This window comes from Devosia sp. XGJD_8 (genome assembly GCF_046614475.1).
GTDB lineage: Bacteria > Pseudomonadota > Alphaproteobacteria > Rhizobiales > Devosiaceae > Devosia.
On the sequence record NZ_JBKJHF010000002.1, the window covers coordinates 494,614 to 511,417 of the forward strand.

A 16,804-nucleotide genomic window follows, 5' to 3' on the forward strand; every position below is an offset into this window, starting at 1 on the left:
GGGAAGGCCCCCTCACCCGCCCCCAAGAGGGGTCGACCTCTCCCCCAAGGGAGAGGTGTGAGCCGATCAGCCTTCCGTCAGCTTGAACTCGATGCGGCGGTTGCGCCGGTAGGCGTCGTCATTCTCGGCCGGGTCGAGCGGGGTGAACTCCCCGAAACCGGCTGCCACCAGACGATTGGGAGACACGCCCTTGGTGACGAGATAGCGCGCGACCGAGATAGCGCGGGCCGCCGAGAGCTCCCAGTTGGAGGGGAAGCGCTCGTTGGAAATCGGGCGGATATCGGTGTGGCCGTCGATGCGCAACACCCAGTTGATATCGGGCGGAATCTCGGTTTCGAGCTGCAATATGGCTGCGGCCAGCGCGTCGAGATCCGGCGTGCCCTCTGGGGAAATGTCGGCCTGACCCGGATCGAACAGGACCTCTGACTGGAAGACGAAGCGGTCGCCCACCACGCGCACATCGGCGCGGCCCTCGAGGATCTGGCGCAGGCGGCCGAAGAAGTCGGACCGATAGCGCGTCAGGTCCTGCACGCGTTGCGCCAGGGCCAGGTTGAGGCGCCGGCCGAGATCGGCAATCTGGGTGCGGCTCTCGGTGTCGCGCGCCTCGGAGGCTTCGAGCGCCGCTTCGAGGGCGCCGATCTGGGTGCGCAAAGCCGCGAGCTGCTGGTTGAGCAGCGCGACCTGGGCATTGGCCTCGTCGGACAGCTCCTGGGCCGACAGCAGGTCATCCTGCAGGCCGGCAATGGTCGCGTCCTTGTCGCCAAGGCCGGCGCCGACCCCGGCCAGCTGGCTGGAGAGGCTCGCATTGTCGGCCTGGGCGCTGCTGAGCGTGGCGGTCAGGGTGGCAATCTGGCTGGACAGGTCGTCCGAATTGGCGCGCTCAAGCTGCAGCAGGTCGGTCAGCTCGGCAATCTGGCTGTTGAGCCGGGCAAGCGCGGTGTCGCGGCCCTGGATCTCCTGGCCCAGGAAGAACTGGGTCAGCATGAACAGGCTCAGCATGAAGATGATGACGAGCAGCAGGCTCGACAGGGCGTCGACGAAGCCGGGCCAGTAATTGGCCTCGATACGCCGGCGGGAACGGGCTCCCGGCATGGATCAGTTCCGCCGCTCGGTATCGGCCTGCGTCAGCACGGCGTCGATCAGTTCGCGCAGCTTCTGGTTGGTCTCGCCCTGCTCGTTGATATGGCGGCGCAGATCGTCCTGCTCGGTGCGGATATGCTTGACCAGCCCGTCGATGCCGCGCGCCAGTTCGGCCATGGCGCGGATGGCGTTCTGGCTCGAATTCTGGTTCTGCATGCTGTCGCCCAGCTTGTCGAACATGGCCTGCATGTCGGGGCCGCCGGCATTGACTTGCATGGCGGTGACCGGGTGGTCGAGCTCGGTCATCGAGGTCATCCAGTCCTCCAGGTCCGTATAGAAAGCGTTCTGCGCCTGGCTGGTCTGGAGATCGAGAAATCCCAGCACCAGCGAGCCGGCGAGGCCGAACAGCGATGACGAGAAGGCCGTGCCCATGCCGGCCAGTGGCGCGGCGAGGCCTTCCTTGAGGTTAGAAAACAGCGCGGTGGTGTCGGCCGAGGTGACGTCCAGCGCATTGATCACGCCCGCGACCGAGCTCACGGTTTCCAACAAGCCGTAGAAGGTGCCCATCAGGCCGAGAAACACCAGCAGGCCGGTCAGATAGCGGGAAGTGTCCTTGGCCTCGTCGAGCCGGTTGCCGACGGAATCGAGGATCGAGCGCATGGATGAGGGCGTAATGACTGCCTCGCCGATCCGCTCGCGCAGGATGCCGGCGACCGGGGCCAGCAGGATGGGCGGACGCACATTGGTGGTGGTGCCTTCCTGCAGGGAATTGACCCATTTTACCTCGGGAAACAGCCGGATAACCTGGCGGAAGCTGAGGAAAATGCCGATGAACAGGGCCAGGAAGATCATCGAATTGATGAACGGATTGGCCCAGAAGAAGGTGACGATGTTGGCGAAGAGGATCGCCCCGACGAGGGCCACCAACACCAGAAAAATCACGATCTTGACGAGGTAAACGGTAGGACTGGCGAGGTGGTAGGGATCGTAGCCTTGCGTCATCTGTGCCTCAAACCTCGCCCCTCACGCGCAAATCACAAGGCTGCAGACTAGTCAGCGCGGACGACGGGGGCAATGCAAAAGGTTAACGGGAACAGCATGCACGCGCCAGCTTGCTACAGGCATGCCGCAAGCATGCCTGTAGTTTTCTTGCGGTTTGCCGGCAAACCCGCTCTGGCTAGGCGATCGGCTTGAGCTGCTTGAGCAGGGCGGCCTGCAATGTCTCGTTGCCGGCGACGACCTGGCCGTTCCACACCGAGCCGGGGCTGCCGGCGAAGTCGGAGACGAAGCCACCGGCTTCCTTGACCATCAGCAGGCCGGGGGCCACGTCCCAGGGGGCGAGGCCGGCTTCCCAGATGGCGTCGTAGCGGCCCGAGGCCAGCCAGGCCATGTCCACCGAGATCGAGCCCGAGCGGCGGATGCCGGCGACGGCGGGGTTGATATGGGCCAGCTGGCGCAGCTGCAGGCCGTCATTGGCCGTGCCCTGGGTCTTGATGCCGGTGCAGACCACGGCATCGGCCAGCGACTTGCGGCCGGCCACGCGCAGGCGCTTGCGGTCGTTCAGCCAGGTGCCACCGCCCTTTTCGGCGGTATAGAGCTCGTCCATCACGGGATTGTAGATCACCGAGGCGACGATCTCGTTGGCGCGTTCGAGAGCAATCGCCACGGCAAAGAGCGGGATCGAGTGCAGGAAATTGGTGGTGCCGTCGAGCGGATCGATGATCCAGCGGTGCTGTCCATCGGTGCCGGCGACTTCGCCGCCCTCTTCCATCAGGAAGGCATAGGTCGGGCGGGCCTTGAGCAGTTCGTCATAAACGATCTGTTCGGCGCGCAGGTCGGCCTTGGAGACAAAGTCGGCGGGACCCTTGCGGGAGACCTGCAGGTTTTCGACTTCGTTGAAGTCCTTGGTCAGCGACTTGCCGGCCTTGATGGCGGCGTTGACCATGACATTGAGGATTGCAGAACGTGCCATGGTCAGTCGGCCCGGCGCATATAGGTGGCTTCGGTGGTGTCAACGACGATGCGCTCGCCGACGGCGATGAAGGGCGGCACCATGACCTTGAGGCCATTGGCCAGGATTGCCGGCTTGAACTGGCTGGAAACGCTCTGGCCCTTCTGCACGGGATCGACCTCGGTAACCTCAAGGATCACATTGGGCGGGAACTTGATGCCGAGCGGGGTTTCCTCGTGCATTTCGAGGGTGATTTTCATGCCGTCCTGCAGGAATGCGGCGCGTTCGCCGACAAAGTCCTTGGCCAGTTCGACCTGCTCGTAGCTGTCCTGATCCATGAAGACCAGGCTGTCGCCCTGCTCGTAGAGATAGGTGAAGTCGCGGAATTCGAGCTCGACGGTCTCGACCGTCTCGGCGGAGCGGAAGCGCTCATTGAGCTTGGTGCCGCCAAGGATGGCCTTGAGTTCGACCTGGGCATAGGCGCCGCCCTTGCCGGGCTTGACGTGATCGACCTTGACCGCGACCCAGAGCCGGTCCTGGTGGTTGACGACATTGCCGGGGCGGATTTCGTTGCCGTTGATCTTGGCCATGCGGGTGATGCTTTCGGGTGCGCGAAATTGTCGGTTCGGGCCACGCGCGCCGGATGCGGCTGGCCGAAGGTTGATTGGGCTTGAGGGCGTGGCGGGCTTATTGCCTCAGAACGCCCTTGGGTTCAAGGGTCTTGCGCTTCGACGGGCGCGGTGGCGGGTGCCTCGCCCGCGTCGGTGGGGGCAGGCAAAGCAGGGCTGTCGCTGGCTGGCGCATCGACGCTGGGGATCTCCAGCACGGTTTCGATCTGCGGCGGAGTGGAGGGCCAGAAGCGGGCGCGCTCCTCGGCGCTGGCGAGGTCTGCCTGGGGTATGGAGACCAGCAGCCGGTCGAGCGCAGGGTCGGACAGGCCCTGGCGCCGCGACAGCGCCCGCCACATCGCGGCTTCCTCGAGATCGAGCGGCACACCTTCGCCCACGGCCAGCAGCTTGGCGTAGCGGTTCTGCGCCACGGCATTGCCGGCCTCGGCCGCAATGCCATACCAGCGAGCAGCTTCCTCCACATTCCTGTCCACGCCCTGGCCGAGATAGAGCAGTGTCGCATAGTCGATCTGGGCGGCGATCAGGTTCTGTTCGGCGGCCAGCGCAATATAGCGGGCGCCTTCCTCGGGATTGGGGGCAACGCCGGCACCCTCGATCAGCATGCTGCCATAGTCATACTGCGCCTCGGGCAGTTCGGCATCGGCGGCTTCCTTCATCAGGGTTGCGGCGGTGACCAGGCTTGGCGCGGCATGGACGCCTTCGACATGGAGCAGCGCCATATTGTACTTGGCCGGGATATAGCCCGCCTCGGCGGCCTGGCGGAACAGGTCGGCGGCGCGGGCGCGGTTCTTGGGCACGCCGATGCCGTCCTGGTAATAGAGCGCGAGTTCGAACATGGCGAGGCGATCGCCGCCATTGGCGGCAAGCTGGTACCAGCCGGCGGCGCGCTGGTCGTTCTGGGCCACGCCCAGGCCCTTGGCATAGAGCTCGGCAATCAGCGTCTGGGCGGCCGGGTCGCCCTGTTCGGCGCGCGGCAGTGCCAGTTCGAGCGCCGTCAGGAAATAGCCGCGCTGGAAGGCGCCGAAGGCATAGTCGGTCGGTACGCGCGGCCCGAAGATCTCGTCGGAGATGGCGTCGGCGGGGCTCTCGGTGGCTTCCGGGCTGTCGGTGGCATCCTGTGCCATGGCCGCCAGGGAGGTCAGCGCCAGGAGCGCCGCGAGCAAGAGGCGCGCGATCATGCGGAAACTCCCAGGTCGTCGGCGATGGCGCGCATCGCCGCTGCGGGCGAGGCGGCGGTCCACAGGCTGTGCGACAGCGCCAGGAATTCGGCGCCACGCGCGTCGGCCGCGCCGGGGGCGGCGTCGGGCAGGCTCAGCACGCCGGGCACTTCGAAGGTTTCCGCCCACCACTGGGCGAGGTCGGCATCCTGCGGGTCGGTGGCGCCCTCGAGCGGCCCGAAGAAGACATAGTCGATGTCCATCTCGCCCGCCGTCATGGCGTCATGGCGGGAATGCACATTGCCGGCACCCACGATCATGGACGGCTTGAGGGCCGCCACGGCATCGGCAATGGCCTCGGGGCCGCCCGTCACATGCACGCCATCGGCGCCGAGGCGCTTTGCCAGCGCGATATCGTCCTCAATCAGCACGGCGCAGCCGGCGCCCTGGCCGACATTGATGATGGCCGCGGCGAGCCGGGCATAGGCAGCGTCATCGAGCGTGCCGCGGCTGACCAGCAGCGCGGAAAACGCGGCGGCATTGAGCACGGCCATCAGCGTGGCGGGGAACGTCTCCGGAACGGCGGTGGCAGGAGTGATCAGATAAAGCTGGGGGGCCATGGCTTCCGGGTACTCGACGCGAGACGTCTTCTTGTCTGGCCATTTTGGCGACAAAGAGGTCGCCTTCCAATAGGCGAAGCCCCCAGCAGGCGCAAAGAAAAATGCGCATCCCCGGGAGGAGGATGCGCATCAGTGGTGACGTTGGGACGTCAGGTAGATCGGTGTCAGGCGGCGCGGTCGAGCTCGCCGGTCCAGGTGCCCAGGGCGGCCAGCGAGTTCATGTGGGCGCGGTGGGTAAAGGCGGCCTGGGCCTGGGGGAAGTTCTCGCGACGGCCGGCCCAGGTGCGCAGGGCAACGTTCTGCAGCGCGCGGCCATAGGAGAAGGTCAGCGGCCAGGGCTTGCCGGCAATCTGGTTCATGGCCGACAGATGCGCGGTGGCTTCCTCATCGGTCTGGCCGCCGGAAAGGAAGGCGATGCCGGGCACGGCGGCCGGGACATGCTCGCGCAGCACTTCGACGGTGCGGCGGGCGACGTCCTCGAAGGAGGGGCGCTCGCGCGAATTGATGCCGGGCAGGACCATATTGGGCTTGAGCAGCATGCCCGAGAGTTCGACGCCGGCCAGGCGCAGTTCCTTGAACGTGTTTTCCAGCACGTCGCCCGTCACCTGGGCGCAGCGCTCCATCGAATGGTTGCCCGGATCGCCATCGCCCACCACTTCGGGCTCGACGACGGGCACAATGCCGGCTTCCTGGCAGAGAATGGCGTAGCGGGCCAGCGCATGGGCATTGGCGCGGATATTGTTGCGGGTGGGGGCAACGTCATTGATGGTGATGACGGCGCGCCACTTGGCAAAGCCGGCGCCGAGGCTGGCATAGCGCTCGAGGCGCTGGCGCAGGCCATCAAGGCCCTCGGTGATCTTCTCGCCATTGTCGCCGGGCATGGGGAAGGCGCCACGGTCGACCTTGATGCCCGGAATGACATCGGCATCGGCCAGGATGGACCGGAAGGCCGTGCCGTCGGCGGCATGCTGCTCCAGCGTTTCCTCGGTGAGGATGACGCCGGATATATAGTTGGTCATCGCCTCGGTGGAGCGGAACAGCATTTCGCGATAGTCGCGGCGCAGATCGAGCGAGTTGGGCAGGTTGATCTTGGCAAAGCGCTTGGCAATGGTGCCTTCGGATTCGTCGGCTGCCAGAATCCCCTTTCCCGGCTCCATAAGCTTCTTGGCAATGGCATTGAGCGACTTCGTCATGGTCCAACCTCGGTATCAGGGATTGGTCCCAGATTAGACTTTCGTTACGGCGACGGCGATTAGACCTGCGTTTATGCGACGAAAGGCTAATCTTGTATGGAAGATCGGTCGGCAGGCCCAAAGGTCACGGCACGAGCTATTGCAGCACTGCCACGTCACGCTCGACCGCGGTCACGAGGCGGTCAAAACCGTCGTCAGTTCCCTGGCGGCGCAGCTCCGGGTCGCCACTCAGCATGGCGAGCTGCTCGACATAGACCATCCGTGTCCCGCCTTGCCCGGGCAGGAGTTCGATGGTGACCAGCGAGGCAGACAGAGGCTGGTGGTCGAGATGCATCGAATAGGCATAGACGATGCGCTGGCCTTCGAGCAGGTCGAGGTAGCGGATATCGACCGTCTGGACGCTGCCACCGGGGGAACGCATGCGCGTCAGATGCTGTCCGCCGATCCGGAAATCGATCGTCTCTTCGAGCAGCGACCAATCGGGATGGCAACTGGTCCAGCGCTCCCTCAGCGCCGGGTCGGCCCAGAAGCGGTAGGCATGCTGGGGGCGGGCAGGAAGCAGGCGCTCGACGGTAAAGCTCGAATGCTGCACTGTATTCATTCCGATGTCTCCTCGGGCGTGGCGCGCATCGCTGCCTCGAGCCGGTCAAAGCCAGCATTGAGTTCGCGCTGATGGTCCGCCAGCCAGGTTTGGATGGTGCGCAGGCCATCCTGCCGAATGGCAAAAGTGCGCACCCGGCCAGTCTTGCTGGAGGTAACGATTCCCCCGATCTCAAGCGCCTGCAGGTGCTTGAGCGCCGATGGCAGTGCCAGGCTCAGTGGCGTGGCCAGTTCTTTCATCGAGGCCGGTCCCTGCACGAGACGCGACACCATGGCCCGCCGATGTGGGTCGGCAAGCGCATGGAAGAGACGATCAAGCTGGGCCGGCTCTTGTTGCAGCGGCGGTCTCCGTCAGTCGGCCAGGAATCGCTGGGGCATCGCCTCGCGATAGGGGAACATAGCAAAGAATGGTCGCGCCTCGGCAAGTGTCCTTGCGACGCTGGGGCGTATCAGCAGGCGCTCAAAGTACGCGGCGAGAAAGGTGTGCTCGGCGGGGAAGGGCTCGACTATGCTTGCGTAGAACAAGGCCGGGGCTGCTGAGCAGTCGGCCAGGGTGAAGGCGTCACCCGTCGCCCAAGTCCGGCCCGCGAGCTGGCCATCGATCATCGCATAGGCGGTGCGCAGGGTGTGGCGGGCATCGGCCACACCGTGCGGGTCGGTGGCACCAGCGGGGCGGATGCGGTCGCCGACGATCTTCTGCATCGGGATCTGCACATAATTGTCGAAGAACCTGTCCCAAAGCCGCGCCTCGCGTGCTGCTTCGGCGTCGGTGGGTACAAGCGGGTTGGGACCGGGATAGTGCTGGTCCAGGTATTCGATCTGGATCGTGGTCTCGGGGATCACGCGATTACCGGTGCTGTCATGCAGCAGCGGAATCTTGCCCACGGGCCAGCGGTCGGTCACCTGCCGCGCGGAGTTGGGGTCGGCGAGGTCGACTGTCACTGGCGTGAATGGCGTCTCACTCTCGTAGAGCGCAATAAGGACCTTGTGGCAAAACGAGGCCAAGGGATGCAGATAGAGGGTCAGCGACACGAAAAGTGCTCCAATAGTTTCCGATATCGGAAACTATCTGCTGACCGCCCTTTCTGCAAGGCAAAGTTTCAGAACTTTGAAACTATCTACTTCTTCAGCGCTTCCACGCCCGGGAGGGGCTTGCCTTCCATCCATTCGAGGAAGGCGCCGCCCGCGGTCGAGACATAGGTGAAGTCGTCCTTGACCCCGGCATGGGCGAGGGCGGAGACGGTGTCGCCGCCGCCGGCCACCGAGACCAGCTTGCCGTCATGGGTGCGCTTGGCGACATGCTTGGCGATGGCCACGGTGCCGGCATCGAAGGGGTTCATCTCGAAGGCGCCCATGGGGCCGTTCCAGACCACGGTATGGGCATCGTCGATGGCCCCGGTGATGCGCTCTATCGAGGAGGGGCCGATATCGAGGATCATGCCGTCATTGTCGATGGCGTCGACGCCATAGAGGCGGGTGGGGGTGTCGGCCTTGAAGTGCCAGGCGACGACCGCGTCGATCGGCAGGATGATGGCACAGCCGCTGTCGATGGCCTTGTCCATGATGCGCCGGGCGGTATCGGCCAGGTCCTTTTCGCAGAGCGACTTGCCGACGCCATAGCCCTGGGCGTGCAGGAAGGTATTGGCCATGCCGCCGCCGATGACGAGGCCATCGACGCGGGTCACCAGGTTTTCCAGCAGGTCGATCTTGGACGAGACCTTGGCGCCGCCAACAATGGCAACCACGGGCTTTTTGGGCTTGCCGAGGCCGGATTCGAGCGCTTCGAGTTCAGCCTGCATGGCCAGGCCCGCCGCCGCCGGCAGCAGGTGGGCGAGCGCTTCGGTCGAGGCATGGGCACGGTGGGCGGCCGAGAAGGCGTCGTTGACATAGACATCGCCCAGGCTCGCCATGCGCTTGGCGAGCTCGAGGTCATTGGTCTCTTCGCCCGGGTGAAAGCGGGTGTTTTCGAGGATCAGCACCGAGCCGGGCGGAGCGGACTCGATGGCTTTCTGGGCGTCGGCCATATCGACCCAGTCGGTGGCGACGAAGCCCACCGGATGGCCGGTCTGGTTGGCGACGGCCTCGCAGACCTGTTCGAGCGAGAATTGCGGATCGACCTTGCCCTTGGGGCGGCCGAAATGGCTGAGCAGGATGACCTTGCTGTCATATTTGACGATCTCGCGGATTGTGGGCACCAGCCGTTCGATGCGGGTGGCGTCCGTGACCTTGCCATCGGCGACCGGAACGTTGAGATCGGCCCGGAGCAGCACGCGCTTGTTCTTGAGGTCGAGCTCGTCGAGGGTCTTGAAGGTCGCGGACATGAAGGTCTCCCGGGTCTAGGTCGTCGCCCGTGGCGTAGCAGAGCAGGGCGAAGGGGGGAAGCGGGAGCGGGAAGAATCTCTGGCGGCCAGGCCGTTCAGCGCTCCTCCGCGCGCTCGAACAGGCCCGGATAGGTCACCACCAGCCGGTCGGCATCGACGTCCAGCACGCGCTCGAAGTCGGCGGACTGGAAGCGGAACTGGGTGGCATCGAGCTGGGTATAGACCTGCTCGCTGCGCTTGACCGTCATGGCATCGGCGTCGATCCAGGCCATGGCGAAGCGCTGGGCTGCGCCGATCTGCCATTGGCAGCGCCAGAGCGGCAGGGAATTGGTCAGAGGCGTTGGCCAGATGTCGATATCGATGCAGCCCCTGAGGGCGGGCAGGGGCTCGGCGCGATCATCGGACCAGTTGCCGGCGCCATCGGAGAAGAGTTCGAGCGTCGCCCCATCGGTGCGTTCGAGCCGCACGGTCCGGACATGTTCGCTGTCGTCCAGCTTGATGCGGTAGAAGAGGCCATAGGCCGGCGTGATGACGGTGCCGCGAATTCGGGTGTCGCGCGGGGTGGAGATGACGTGGCAGTGTTCGAGCGTGGCGGGGTCGAGGCCGCGCCAGCGGATGGATCGATCAAGACTCATATGCGCTCGCCGTTGCTGGTCCGGCCAAACCATTGCCTGTGCAGGGTGATCTGACAAGACAGTGCCGGCGGCTGAGTTTCCTGGGCAAGACAAAGGCCCCGCCGCGGAGCGACGGGGCCTTTGCCAGGCAATGGTTGGCTAGAGCGTCTTGCCCAGCGCAACGGCCGTGTCGGCCATGCGGTTGGAGAAGCCCCATTCATTGTCGTACCAGCTCAGGATCGAGGCGAAGTTGCCGCCCATCACCTTGGTCTGGTCGAAGGCCAGGGTCGAGGAGTGGCTGTCGTGGTTGAAGTCGATCGAGACATTGGGCTGGGTCGTATAGCCCAGGATGCCCTTGAGCTCGCCGTCGGCGTACTTCTTGATCGCCTGGTTGATCTCGTCGGCGGTCACATCGCGGCTGGTGATGAACTTGAAGTCGACGCAGGAGACATTGGGGGTCGGCACACGGATGGAGACGCCGTCCAGCTTGCCCTTGAGCTCGGGCAGCACGAGGCCAATGGCCTTGGCGGCGCCGGTCGAGGTCGGGATCTGGGAGAGGGCAGCCGCGCGGCCGCGATAGAGATCCTTGTGCATGGTGTCGAGCGTCGGCTGGTCACCGGTATAGGAATGGATGGTGGTCATCATTCCCTTCTCGATGCCGAATTCCTTGTGCAGCACATAGGCCACCGGCGCCAGGCAGTTGGTGGTGCAGGAGGCGTTGGAGACCACGATGTGGTCCTTGGAAAGCTGCGCGTGGTTGATGCCGTAGACGACCGTGAGGTCGGCGCCATCGCCGGGGGCCGAGATCAGAACCTTCTTGGCGCCGGCCTTGAGATGGGCGCTGGCCTTTTCCTTACTGGTGAAAATGCCCGTGCATTCGAGCGCGATGTCGACGCCCATGGCGGCATGCGGCAACTCGGCCGGATCGCGCACGGCGGTCACCTTGATCGGGCCGCGGCCCACGTCGATGGTGTCGCCATCGACGGTCACGGTGCCGTTGAAGCGGCCATGCACGCTGTCGAAGCGGAACAGGTGGGCATTGGTCTCGACCGGGCCGAGATCGTTGATGGCCACGACTTCGATGTCGGTGCGGCCGGATTCCATGATGGCGCGCAGGACGTTGCGGCCGATGCGGCCAAATCCGTTGATGGCGACGCGAACTGCCATATTAGACGCTCCTAGAGGGGAGTTGGGGGAGGGAGGGCGGGGCTGTCTTACAACTGTGCTGTGACAGCTTCAACCACGGCCTTGGCCGTAATACCAAAGTGCTCGTAGAGCGCATCGATCGGGCCGGAAGCGCCGAAGCTGTTCATCCCGACAAAGCGGCCCTTGTCGCCCAGCAGCTTGCTCCAGCTCATCTCGATGCCCGCCTCGATGGCGACGCGTGCCCGGGCATTGCCGTAGAGCTCGGCCCTGTAGGCGTCGGACTGCCTGGCCAGCAGTTCCATGGACGGCACCGACACGACCTTGGCGGCAATGCCCCGTTCGGCCAGCTGCTTCTGGCCTTCGACGGCGATGGCCACTTCCGAGCCCGTCGCGAAGATCACGACATCGGCATTCTTGTCGCCGGCGATGACATAGGCGCCCTTGGCGCAGAGGTTTTCGGCCTGGTATTCGGTGCGCAGGGCCGGCAGGTTCTGGCGCGACAGGGCCAGGATGGACGGCGCGGTGGTGGATTCCAGCGCCAGCTGCCAGCATTCGAGGGCTTCCACGGCATCGGCCGGACGGAAGACCAGCAGGTTCGGAATGGCGCGAAGCGCGGTCAGGTGTTCCACCGGCTGGTGCGTCGGGCCGTCTTCGCCCAGGCCGATCGAGTCATGGGTCATGACATAGATGGCGCGCTGTTCCATCAGCGCGGCGAGGCGGATGGCGGGGCGGGCATAGTCGGTAAAGACCATGAAGGTGCCGCCATAGGGAATGAGGCCGCCATGCAGGGCGACACCGTTCATGGCCGCGGCCATTTCGTGCTCGCGGATGCCATACATCATGTAGCGCCCGAGGCGGTTGTCAGCCTGGAAGGGCACCATTTCCTTGGTGTTGGTCAGGTTCGAATGGGTCAGGTCGGCCGAGCCGCCCAGCGTTTCGGGCAGGGCGGCATTGATGACGTCGAGCGCCATCTGGCTGGACTTGCGGGTCGCGACCTTGGGCTTGTCCTCGACCAGCTTCTTTTTGAAGGCGTCGATGGCGGACTTGAAGTCGGTCGGCAGGTCGCCCTTGATGCGGCGCTCGAACTCGGCCTTGTGCGGCGAGGCGGCGAGGCGGGACTGCCATTCGCCGCGGATATTCTGCGAGCGTGTACCGGCGGCGCGCCAGGTGTTGAGGATTTCGGTCGGGATTTCGAACGCGGGATAGGTGATGCCCAGCGCGGCCTTGGCGCCGGCCAGTTCCTCGGCGCCGAGCGGGGCGCCATGCACCTTTTCGGTGCCGGCCTTCTTGGGCGCGCCGAAGCCGATCGTGGTCTTGGCGGCGATCAGGGTCGGCTTGTCACTCTTCTTGGCGGCCAGCAGGGCGGCTTCGATGGCGTCCTGGTCGTGGCCATCGATCTCGATGGTGTTCCACTGCACGGCCTTGAAGCGGGCGATCTGGTCGGTGCTGTCCGAGTTCGAGACGGCGCCATCGATGGTGATCGAGTTATTGTCCCAGATCACCGTCAGCTTGTTGAGCCTGAGGTGGCCGGCCAGCGCGATGGCTTCCTGGGAAATGCCTTCCATCAGGCAGCCGTCACCGGCCAGGACCCAGGTGTGGTGATCGACAAGGTCCGCGCCGAATTCGGCGGCAAGCTTGGCTTCGGCGACGGCAAAGCCCACCGAATTGGCGAGGCCCTGGCCGAGCGGGCCGGTCGTGGTCTCGATGCCCTGGGCGAAATGGTATTCCGGGTGGCCAGCGGTCTTGGAGCCAAGCTGGCGGAAATTCTTGACCTGGTCGATGGTCATGTCCTCGTAGCCCAGGAGGTAGAGCGAGGAATAGAGCAGCATCGAGCCGTGGCCGGCCGAGAGGATGAAGCGGTCGCGGTCAGCCCATTTGCTGTCGGCGGGATCGAACTTCATCACCTTGGTGAACAGCACCGTCGCAATGTCGGCGCAGCCCATGGGCAGGCCGGGATGGCCGGAATTGGCTTTTTCGACCGCGTCCATGGAGAGGGAACGGATCGCATTGGCCAAGTCGTTCTGCTGGGCGGTGTTCGTCATCGGGCTCGCGCTTTCGTCAGGGCTGAAATCTGGGGAGAAGAGGCGCCAGAAGCCTCCTCCCAAAGGCGGGTTCGAGGCATAACAGGTTCGCCTATCGTGTCAATGACAAGGCCCACCGCTTCGCGTGGCGTGCCGGTTGCAATACGGCCGGTGCTGGGGCACGCTGCAAGCGCTGGAATCGTCGCACGCTGAGGACCGTAGTAGCAATGAGTGAGACGGAACTTGAGGACGGGCTGACCGCCGCCACCGCGCGGTTCGATCGCGCCATGGCGCGGCTGGACCAGAGCGTGAAAAATCTCGGCACGCGCATGCGCCAGCAGAACCGCATCGAAGTCGATACGCAGCGGCTGGTGCAGGAGCGCGCCCGGCTGGCGACCGAACTCGACAAGACCGCGGCGCGGGCCAAGCGGCTCGACGACAGCGCGCATGACGTGTCGCGCCGGTTGGTCGAGGCGATGGAAACCGTCCGCGAAGTTTTGGCCAAGGCGGAGTAGCGCGGTGCCCGAAGTCAATGTCGAGATCAATGGCCGCAAGTACCGCATGGCCTGCGAAGAGGGCCAGCAGCAGCACCTGATCGGGCTGGCCGAGCGGTTCAACACCCATGTCGAACAGCTCAAGGGCGCGGTCGGCGAGATCGGCGACAACCGCCTGACGGTGATGGCCGGCATTGCCGTGGTGGACGAGCTGGCCGAGGCCGAACGCAAGATCAAGGCACTGGAAAATGACGTTCTGGTGCTGACGCGGGCCGGCCAGGAAGTTGCCGCCGAGATCGAGTCGCTCGAGGGCCAGTTTGCCGCGAGGCTGAGCGAAGCCGCCAGGACGCTGGAGGGCGTGGCGAGCGTGCTGGATGAGGCCGCGCCCGTGCCGCAGGGCTAATTCGGGCATTGTTGGCAAAGTTTGCCAATTTTGCTAGTCTCCGGCCAAAGGAGACCCGCCATGGCCACGATGAATGTTTCCCTCCCCGATGCGATGAAAGCCTGGGTGGAAGAACAGGTCCAGACCGGACGCTACGGCAATAGCAGCGACTATGTGCGTGATCTGGTGCGCAGGGATCAGGAGCGAGCGGCGAAGTTGGCCGAATTTGAACGTCTTGTTCAAGAGGGCATTGACAGTGGCATTAGTCCGCTGACGCCAGAAGAAGTCTTCGCTAACGCTCGTCGGAAGGCAGGCGTAAAGACTTCGGACGCTGCCTGATGGGGTATCGCTTTTCGGAGCGGGCCATTCTCGATACCGAAGCGCTATATGAAGCCAGCCTGATTCAGTTTGGTCAGCGCGCTGCAGACCGCTACTTCGACATCATGCTGAACGCAGCGCAGTTCGCGGCTGATCATCCGCTTGCTTCACCGGAACGAACCGAAATTTCTATTCCGCTGCGTGTGCGCTACTTCAGCGCCCATCTTCTTGTCTATCAGCTGATTGAGGACGAGGTCGTTATCATGCGCGTTTTCCACCAGAGCCAAGACTGGTTGGAACTCCTCTAACACACCCTTTGCATGGCCAGCCAAAGCGCCTATATCTCATTGGCTGCCCGGCGCGTGATGGATACCTATATCCCCGGGGCCTTAACGATCCTAAGGGAGCTGTCCCTGACTGGGCTCCTGGGCTCAGACATACGGCGCCCACCTACGTAAAGTAGGTTCCCGGGATCGTGTATCACACGGCCAGGGCGGCACCTTATTGTTGAAGCAGGTTTGCAGTACGCCCCATGGTTGACGAGACGATCGAGCAAGCCAAGGCGGCGCTGCGCATCAGGGCCCATGCGGCCCGGGCTGCGCTGGACCATCAGGAGCGCGCCGAAGCGGCGCGCGCGGCGGCCAAACATTTCTTCGACGGCATTGCCCTCAGGCCATCCGATGTGGTCGCCGCCTATTGGCGTATCCGCGACGAACTCGACTGCCAGCCCATCCTGGTCAGGCTGATGGACAGCAACCAGACCGTGGTGCTGCCCGTCGTGCTCGGCCCCGAGGCGCCGCTCGACCTGCGGGTCTGGGAGCAGGGCGCCTCGCTCTACGAGGCCGGCTTCGGCACCTTGGCACCGGCCGAGTTGGCGCCCAAGGCCGAGCCCGACATCGTCATCATGCCGCTGCTCGGCTTTGACAGCCAGGGGACGCGCCTGGGCTATGGTGGCGGCTATTATGATCGCACACTCGCCAGGATGAAGAAGAAGCCCCGGCTGGTGGGCCTGGCCTTTGCCGCCCAGGAGCTGGAGCATATTCCGCGCGACGCGCATGACGTGCCGCTCGATACCATCGTCACCGAAGCCGGTGTGCGCCATTTCGGCGCTGCGGCATGAGGTTTCTGTTTCTGGGCGATGTAGTGGGCCGGTCCGGCCGGGATGCGGTTGCCGAGCGCCTGCCGGGCATCATCGATCGCTACAAATTCGACTTCGTGGTCGTCAATGGCGAGAATGCCAGCCATGGCCGCGGCCTGACCGAGCCGCATTTCAAGGGCCTGCGCGATGCGGGCGCCGATATCGTGACGCTGGGCGACCACGCCTTTGACCAGCGTGACACGCTTTCCTTCATCGAGCGGGAAACCACGCTGATCCGTCCCCTCAACATGGCGCCCGGCACGCCGGGGCGTGGCGCCATGTTCGTCGAGGGACGCAATGGGCACCGCGTGCTGGTCATCAATGCGCTGGGCCGCGTGTTCATGGGGCCGGCCGACGATCCCTTCCGCGCCGTCGAGGCGGCGGTGGCGGCCTGTCCGCTGGGCGAGCAGGCCGACGCCATCATTGTCGACTTCCATACCGAGGCGACTTCGGAAATCCAGGGCATGGGCTTCTTCATGGATGGGCGGGTGAGCCTCGTCGTGGGCACGCATACCCATATTCCCACTGCCGATCATCGTATCCTCAAGGGCGGCACGGCGCTGATGGCCGATGCCGGCATGTGCGGGGATTTCGATTCCATCATCGGCGTCGATGCCGAAGAGCCGCTCAACCGGTTCCTCACCGGCATTGCCAATGGACGGTTCACGCCCGCCGAGGGTGAGGCGACCCTGTGCGGGGTGGCCGTGGAAACCGATCCGCGCAGCGGCCTCGCCGTCAAGGTGCTGCCGGTCCGCCTCGGCGGCACGCTGGCGCAGGCCGAGCCGGTGTTTGACTAGCGTTCGGCGGGCGGCACGGCGCGCAACCTGTCACTGAGGGCTGCGACTTCTTCTGCGGTGAACCGCAGCTGGCGCCGCCTCGTTCCTGCCGGGTGATTGCCAAGGCCCTCCCCGGGACGCCACTCACCTGCTGGCCTGATCGGGCGTGGCACGAAACCGCCACCGCAATTGGGGCAGACATTGTGGAGGACGTTGTCCACACAGTCGCCGCAGAAGGTGCATTCATAGCTGCAGATGCGCGCATTGGCCGATGAGGGTGGCAGGTCCGTGTCGCAGCATTCGCAATTGGGTCTGAGTTCGAGCATTGGGGCCTCCGGTGATACCAATGCTTGTGGCATGGCGC

At 64.6% G+C, this 16,804-nt stretch carries 21 protein-coding genes; 6 read left to right on the forward strand and 15 right to left on the reverse strand.

The genetic code is table 11. The features are described from left to right. Positions 1–66 precede the first annotated feature (66 nt). The 14 genes from ACLI1C_RS17905 to tkt all read right to left on the reverse strand — a co-directional run bounded on the left by ACLI1C_RS17905 (position 67) and on the right by tkt (position 13,353). Positions 67–1,092, reverse strand: a complete 1,026-nt coding sequence (locus ACLI1C_RS17905) for a peptidoglycan -binding protein (RefSeq protein ID WP_411398912.1) — start codon at positions 1,090–1,092, stop codon at positions 67–69. A gap of 3 nt (positions 1,093–1,095) precedes the next feature. Continuing rightward, entirely contained in the window at positions 1,096–2,082 is a 987-nt protein-coding gene (locus tag ACLI1C_RS17910) for a flagellar motor protein MotA (RefSeq protein ID WP_411398913.1), read from the reverse strand. Between the two features lie 175 nt (positions 2,083–2,257). Continuing rightward, a complete protein-coding gene (locus tag ACLI1C_RS17915) occupies positions 2,258–3,052 on the reverse strand; it encodes an inositol monophosphatase family protein (RefSeq protein ID WP_411398914.1) in 795 nt (264 codons plus the stop codon). 2 nt (positions 3,053–3,054) lie between these two features. Next, a complete protein-coding gene (gene efp / locus ACLI1C_RS17920) occupies positions 3,055–3,621 on the reverse strand; it encodes an elongation factor P (RefSeq protein WP_411398915.1) in 567 nt (188 codons plus the stop codon). 122 nt (positions 3,622–3,743) lie between these two features. Further along, positions 3,744–4,838 (reverse strand): tetratricopeptide repeat protein, encoded by a 1,095-nt coding sequence (locus ACLI1C_RS17925; protein ID WP_411398916.1) that lies wholly within the window; start codon positions 4,836–4,838, stop codon positions 3,744–3,746. Next, on the reverse strand, positions 4,835–5,437 hold the full coding sequence (locus ACLI1C_RS17930; RefSeq protein WP_411398917.1) for a thiamine phosphate synthase: 603 nt from the start codon (positions 5,435–5,437) through the stop codon (positions 4,835–4,837). The genes ACLI1C_RS17925 and ACLI1C_RS17930 overlap by 4 nt, the downstream gene beginning before the upstream one ends. 164 nt (positions 5,438–5,601) lie before the next feature. Next, entirely contained in the window at positions 5,602–6,630 is a 1,029-nt protein-coding gene (locus tag ACLI1C_RS17935) for a class I fructose-bisphosphate aldolase (RefSeq protein WP_411398918.1), read from the reverse strand. A 136-nt stretch (positions 6,631–6,766) separates the two neighbouring features. Then, positions 6,767–7,231 (reverse strand): SRPBCC family protein, encoded by a 465-nt coding sequence (locus tag ACLI1C_RS17940; protein ID WP_411398919.1) that lies wholly within the window; start codon positions 7,229–7,231, stop codon positions 6,767–6,769. Beyond that, positions 7,228–7,503: an ArsR/SmtB family transcription factor gene (locus ACLI1C_RS17945; RefSeq protein WP_411398920.1), complete on the reverse strand. Its 276-nt coding sequence runs from the start codon at positions 7,501–7,503 to the stop codon at positions 7,228–7,230. Before ACLI1C_RS17945 ends, ACLI1C_RS17940 begins: the two co-directional genes overlap by 4 nt. A 78-nt stretch (positions 7,504–7,581) precedes the next feature. Then, the gene (locus ACLI1C_RS17950; protein ID WP_411398921.1) at positions 7,582–8,262 is read right to left on the reverse strand and encodes a glutathione S-transferase family protein; all 681 of its coding nucleotides are present in this window, start codon (positions 8,260–8,262) and stop codon (positions 7,582–7,584) included. Positions 8,263–8,348: 86 nt separating this feature from the next. Then, positions 8,349–9,551 carry a phosphoglycerate kinase gene (locus ACLI1C_RS17955; protein WP_411398922.1) on the reverse strand — a complete coding sequence of 401 codons (1,203 nt, stop codon included), beginning with the start codon at positions 9,549–9,551 and terminating at the stop codon, positions 8,349–8,351. 95 nt (positions 9,552–9,646) lie between these two features. After that, a complete protein-coding gene (locus ACLI1C_RS17960; RefSeq protein WP_411398923.1) occupies positions 9,647–10,186 on the reverse strand; it encodes a putative glycolipid-binding domain-containing protein in 540 nt (179 codons plus the stop codon). Positions 10,187–10,324: 138 nt separating this feature from the next. Then, entirely contained in the window at positions 10,325–11,332 is a 1,008-nt protein-coding gene (gap, locus tag ACLI1C_RS17965; RefSeq protein ID WP_411398924.1) for a type I glyceraldehyde-3-phosphate dehydrogenase, read from the reverse strand. A 47-nt stretch (positions 11,333–11,379) separates the two neighbouring features. Further along, positions 11,380–13,353 (reverse strand): transketolase, encoded by a 1,974-nt coding sequence (gene tkt / locus ACLI1C_RS17970; RefSeq protein WP_411398925.1) that lies wholly within the window; start codon positions 13,351–13,353, stop codon positions 11,380–11,382. A gap of 206 nt (positions 13,354–13,559) precedes the next feature. Here tkt and ACLI1C_RS17975 point away from each other — a divergent pair, with 206 nt between their 5' ends. The 6 genes from ACLI1C_RS17975 to ACLI1C_RS18000 all read left to right on the forward strand — a co-directional run bounded on the left by ACLI1C_RS17975 (position 13,560) and on the right by ACLI1C_RS18000 (position 16,461). Then, on the forward strand, positions 13,560–13,847 hold the full coding sequence (locus tag ACLI1C_RS17975) for a DUF4164 family protein (protein WP_411398926.1): 288 nt from the start codon (positions 13,560–13,562) through the stop codon (positions 13,845–13,847). Between the two features lie 4 nt (positions 13,848–13,851). Further along, complete coding sequence (locus tag ACLI1C_RS17980) at positions 13,852–14,229, forward strand: cell division protein ZapA (RefSeq protein WP_411398927.1); 378 nt, start codon at positions 13,852–13,854, stop codon at positions 14,227–14,229. Between the two features lie 60 nt (positions 14,230–14,289). Further along, the gene (locus tag ACLI1C_RS17985) at positions 14,290–14,547 is read left to right on the forward strand and encodes a type II toxin-antitoxin system ParD family antitoxin (protein WP_411398928.1); all 258 of its coding nucleotides are present in this window, start codon (positions 14,290–14,292) and stop codon (positions 14,545–14,547) included. Next, on the forward strand, positions 14,547–14,834 hold the full coding sequence (locus tag ACLI1C_RS17990; protein WP_411398929.1) for a type II toxin-antitoxin system RelE/ParE family toxin: 288 nt from the start codon (positions 14,547–14,549) through the stop codon (positions 14,832–14,834). The genes ACLI1C_RS17985 and ACLI1C_RS17990 overlap by 1 nt, the downstream gene beginning before the upstream one ends. Before the next feature lie 224 nt (positions 14,835–15,058). Further along, complete coding sequence (locus ACLI1C_RS17995) at positions 15,059–15,646, forward strand: 5-formyltetrahydrofolate cyclo-ligase (RefSeq protein ID WP_411398930.1); 588 nt, start codon at positions 15,059–15,061, stop codon at positions 15,644–15,646. Then, a complete protein-coding gene (locus ACLI1C_RS18000) occupies positions 15,643–16,461 on the forward strand; it encodes a TIGR00282 family metallophosphoesterase (RefSeq protein ID WP_411398931.1) in 819 nt (272 codons plus the stop codon). Before ACLI1C_RS17995 ends, ACLI1C_RS18000 begins: the two co-directional genes overlap by 4 nt. Here ACLI1C_RS18000 and ACLI1C_RS18005 read toward each other — a convergent pair. Then, entirely contained in the window at positions 16,458–16,766 is a 309-nt protein-coding gene (locus ACLI1C_RS18005; protein WP_411398932.1) for a DUF1272 domain-containing protein, read from the reverse strand. The two genes, ACLI1C_RS18000 and ACLI1C_RS18005, sit on opposite strands and share 4 nt — an antisense overlap. Positions 16,767–16,804 lie beyond the last annotated feature (38 nt).

Excerpts from the sequence above, each read along its gene's own strand:
- ACLI1C_RS17960 (WP_411398923.1), bottom strand. The coding sequence starts at position 10,186 with ATGAGTCTTGATCGATCCATCCGCTGGCGCGGCCTCGACCCCGCCACG.
- ACLI1C_RS17925 (WP_411398916.1), bottom strand. The coding sequence starts at position 4,838 with ATGATCGCGCGCCTCTTGCTCGCGGCGCTCCTGGCGCTGACCTCCCTG.
- ACLI1C_RS17945 (WP_411398920.1), bottom strand. The coding sequence starts at position 7,503 with ATGGTGTCGCGTCTCGTGCAGGGACCGGCCTCGATGAAAGAACTGGCC.
- efp (WP_411398915.1), bottom strand. The coding sequence starts at position 3,621 with ATGGCCAAGATCAACGGCAACGAAATCCGCCCCGGCAATGTCGTCAAC.
- ACLI1C_RS17905 (WP_411398912.1), bottom strand. The coding sequence starts at position 1,092 with ATGCCGGGAGCCCGTTCCCGCCGGCGTATCGAGGCCAATTACTGGCCC.
- ACLI1C_RS17910 (WP_411398913.1), bottom strand. The coding sequence starts at position 2,082 with ATGACGCAAGGCTACGATCCCTACCACCTCGCCAGTCCTACCGTTTAC.
- ACLI1C_RS18000 (WP_411398931.1), top strand. The coding sequence starts at position 15,643 with ATGAGGTTTCTGTTTCTGGGCGATGTAGTGGGCCGGTCCGGCCGGGAT.
- ACLI1C_RS17955 (WP_411398922.1), bottom strand. The coding sequence starts at position 9,551 with ATGTCCGCGACCTTCAAGACCCTCGACGAGCTCGACCTCAAGAACAAG.
- ACLI1C_RS17935 (WP_411398918.1), bottom strand. The coding sequence starts at position 6,630 with ATGACGAAGTCGCTCAATGCCATTGCCAAGAAGCTTATGGAGCCGGGA.
- ACLI1C_RS18005 (WP_411398932.1), bottom strand. The coding sequence starts at position 16,766 with ATGCTCGAACTCAGACCCAATTGCGAATGCTGCGACACGGACCTGCCA.
- ACLI1C_RS17915 (WP_411398914.1), bottom strand. The coding sequence starts at position 3,052 with ATGGCACGTTCTGCAATCCTCAATGTCATGGTCAACGCCGCCATCAAG.
- gap (WP_411398924.1), bottom strand. The coding sequence starts at position 11,332 with ATGGCAGTTCGCGTCGCCATCAACGGATTTGGCCGCATCGGCCGCAAC.
- tkt (WP_411398925.1), bottom strand. The coding sequence starts at position 13,353 with ATGACGAACACCGCCCAGCAGAACGACTTGGCCAATGCGATCCGTTCC.
- ACLI1C_RS17985 (WP_411398928.1), top strand. The coding sequence starts at position 14,290 with ATGGCCACGATGAATGTTTCCCTCCCCGATGCGATGAAAGCCTGGGTG.
- ACLI1C_RS17995 (WP_411398930.1), top strand. The coding sequence starts at position 15,059 with ATGGTTGACGAGACGATCGAGCAAGCCAAGGCGGCGCTGCGCATCAGG.
- ACLI1C_RS17930 (WP_411398917.1), bottom strand. The coding sequence starts at position 5,437 with ATGGCCCCCCAGCTTTATCTGATCACTCCTGCCACCGCCGTTCCGGAG.
- ACLI1C_RS17940 (WP_411398919.1), bottom strand. The coding sequence starts at position 7,231 with ATGAATACAGTGCAGCATTCGAGCTTTACCGTCGAGCGCCTGCTTCCT.
- ACLI1C_RS17975 (WP_411398926.1), top strand. The coding sequence starts at position 13,560 with ATGAGTGAGACGGAACTTGAGGACGGGCTGACCGCCGCCACCGCGCGG.
- ACLI1C_RS17990 (WP_411398929.1), top strand. The coding sequence starts at position 14,547 with ATGGGGTATCGCTTTTCGGAGCGGGCCATTCTCGATACCGAAGCGCTA.